The organism is Tuberibacillus calidus DSM 17572, assembly GCF_000430685.1.
Classification (GTDB): Bacteria; Bacillota; Bacilli; order Bacillales; family Sporolactobacillaceae; genus Tuberibacillus; species Tuberibacillus calidus.
On sequence record NZ_AUMM01000083.1, the window covers coordinates 1 to 3,157 of the forward strand.

At 40.8% G+C, this 3,157-nt stretch carries 2 protein-coding genes; both read left to right on the plus strand.

The genetic code is table 11. The features are described 5' to 3' along the window. Positions 1–187: 187 nt before the first annotated feature. Entirely contained in the window at positions 188–1,240 is a 1,053-nt protein-coding gene (locus H532_RS0113940) for an acyltransferase (RefSeq protein ID WP_051263355.1), read from the plus strand. 149 nt (positions 1,241–1,389) lie between these two features. Next, positions 1,390–3,126 carry a S8 family serine peptidase gene (locus H532_RS19685; RefSeq protein ID WP_051263356.1) on the plus strand — a complete coding sequence of 579 codons (1,737 nt, stop codon included), beginning with the start codon at positions 1,390–1,392 and terminating at the stop codon, positions 3,124–3,126. Positions 3,127–3,157: the final 31 nt, after the last annotated feature.

The following is a 3,157-nucleotide window of genomic DNA, read 5'->3' on the forward strand; positions in this document are numbered from 1 at the left end:
TTCAAATAAAGCAAAACTAAGGGGAGAAGTAAACGCTTACAAAATAATTCAAACTTTATTGTACAAAAAAATGCCCACAAAAACTTGACTGCATCTATTGACCGTGGTGATGATACAAGAATGTAACATTGTGGTAGAATAAAAAAGCAAGATATAAGAAAAAGGGTAAAAGGGGTACAGAAATTTTATGCAGTCGGAAAATGTAAAACAGATGGAAATAAGATCAACCGGAAATGATAGAATTGTATACTTTGACTGGCTGCGTGTGGTATCCATTGCGGCTGTTGTTTTGCTGCACGCTTCGGCGGAACCGCTTTATAAATACAATAGTGATCCGCTTTCTTTCCATATTGGAAATTTCTATGATTCCTTAACGAGGTGGGCCGTACCTATATTTATTATGGTAAGCGGGGCGCTCATGCTGCAGTCAAGAAAGGATGAGCCTCCGAGGTTGTTTTTTGTAAAACGGTCAAAGAAGGTGCTCATTCCATTTATCGCCTGGTCGATGATCTACTTGATATACAGCCATTTCTACGAAGGAAAGCATTTCAGCTTTGGAAGTTCATTAAAAGCTTTTTTGAATGAGAGCATATACTATCATTTATGGTTTTTTTATGTCATCATCGGACTCTATTTAATTACGCCGATTTTCAAAGTATACGTGAAGCATGCATCGAGGGAGAACGTGCGCTATTTTTTAATCCTTTGGTTTATTTCGTCATTCATCCCGATTGTTAATCAATTGCTCGAATGGAATATCCATCACGTTTTAGATACGGTGAGCGGGTTTATTGGTTTGTATTTACTCGGTTATTATTTATACCGCTATGAGATTGGTAGGAATATAAGAGTGATCATTTATATGCTTTCGGTTGTCAGTTTGATCGTTACTTTTTGGGGGACAAAGACAGTGACGGCTGCGAACGGCGGGAAATATGACGGGCTTTTTTATTCCTATTTAACGCCAAATACCATTTTGATCGCGATGGCTGTTTTTCTCTTGTTTAAGCACTTTGGATTGCGAGAGAATAAAAATGTTTTCATCGTTAGGCTGAGTATCTCAAGCTTCGGCGTCTATTTGATCCACCCCATTTTCCTTAATATGTTCAAGCATCTGATTGATGTCCAGTCTCATACTTTCATAACGATTCCTACCTTGGCACTGTTGACGATGGCCGTATCTTTTATAATTTCTTTATTTATTCAAAGGATCCCTGTTCTCAAGTGGATAATGCCTTAAATATTCTTCAAATGATATATGGAGATTTTTCCTTACAAAGCCGATATTAAATGTATAGAACGCATGAACCAGTCGTGTCGTGTCATGATGATAGAAAACGATAAATCAAACTTTACCACAGTGGGTTTCATTTAAGGAAGGGGTACACCATGGGGAAACGTCGCACGGTTTTTATCATTGTTGGGTTGCTATTATGTATGATCATCAATCCCCTAACCGTGTTTGGAAAAACGAATGCCGAAGAAATTCAACAAACACCAACGGTTAAGACGTTTAAAGAATCCGATAAAATAGGTCAAGAAATCCTCGCCTCTTATAGAAAGAAACCAATCAAAATAATGGCGTCGGGTACCCCGTTTAATATAAAAAACAGAAAAATCATGGTTAAATTAAAAGACGGCAAATCATTTGATGGCGAAAGCCTTGGGATAAAAAAAACAACTGTGCCTAAGTCTTTACAAAAGAGGAACATCATTGTCGTCAAAGTGCCTTCGGATAAGGATTTTTCCGAAATATTGGCTAAGCTTCAAAAAGATCCGAATGTCCTAGACGCTGAACCGGATTATACGAAAAAGTTAAAGGAGCTCCCGCAAGATCCTTACATGCGTGAACAATGGTATTTGAATAAAATTCATATGCCGGAGGCTTGGGCGTTGGGATTTGGACAGTCGTCGGTTGTTGTGGCTGTCTTGGATTCGGGCGTCAATCCAAACATTCCTGATCTTCAAGGAAGAATCCTTAAAGGCTATGATTTTGTCAATAACGATAATGACCCTAATGATGACAATGGTCACGGAACAATGGTCGCAAGCATCATCGCTGCCAATGCTAATAATATAGGGGGGGTTGGCCTCAATTGGAAGGTGCAAATTCTCCCGGTAAAAGTGGCAGACCAAAACGGGATGGTCGACGAAGAGGATCTGATCAACGGTATCTATTATGCCATTGACCATGGAGCGGATATTATCAATATGAGTTTGGGCGGTCCGGAAGCAAGTTCATTGGAGGAGGATGCTCTTTGGGAGGCGTACAATAAAGGATTGGTGTCGGTTGCCTCAGCCGGGAATGATTCTAGCTCCACACCTAATTACCCGGCGTCCTATGACACGGTGATGAGCGTGTCGGCATTGGACCAAAATGATCGCCTCGCATCGTTTTCAAATTATGGAAATTGGATAGACCTTGCCGCGCCAGGGGTGAACATACTTGCCGTCGATAAGGATGACCATTACGTCTTAGACGATGGCACATCCTTTTCGGCGCCGATGGTCACCGGAATCGCTGCGATGATTAAAAGTCATCATCCGGATTGGCTGCCCAACCAAATTGAGTGGGCGATCGAAAAAGGAACAGATAAATTGGGAACGATCGAATGGAATGATAAAAATGGTTATGGCCGTTTGAACGCCTATAAAGCGGTTTTAAACAGCAAGCCCGATATGACAAGTGATGTTCCGGACGACCCTTCTCATGCCGTCGAACTGGAAAACGGCGTTCCATTGTCGCAAAAAGTGAATGCACCGCTAGATATGGATTTTTATACATTTCATGTGACCGCCTCCGCGAAAATAACCATCGACCTGCAAAATGTGTCTTCGACTTTAGATCTTGTGGGATACATTTTAAAGGATGACGGAGGCAATTTGACTGAAGTAGGTGTCATGGATAACGGCGCTCGAGGCGTCAATGAATCCTTTACATTTAATGCCGATGCCGGAACATATTATGTCGGTGTGTTCGACGATTACAGCCATTGGTCGGCTCAGTTTTATCAAATCAAGGTATTGATGCAATCTGTTACACCAGAAATAAATCAGAACGGATTTTCAGATGTGACGAACCATTGGGCAAAAGATGAAATTATGTATTTAGGGTCTACTGAATAACAAAAAAATGTTGATTTAACAAGGGTTTTTC

What these genes read in the sequence shown, in the direction of transcription:
- H532_RS0113940 (WP_051263355.1), top strand. Translation starts at nt 188, where the DNA reads ATGCAGTCGGAAAATGTAAAACAGATGGAAATAAGATCAACCGGAAAT.
- H532_RS19685 (WP_051263356.1), top strand. Translation starts at nt 1,390, where the DNA reads ATGGGGAAACGTCGCACGGTTTTTATCATTGTTGGGTTGCTATTATGT.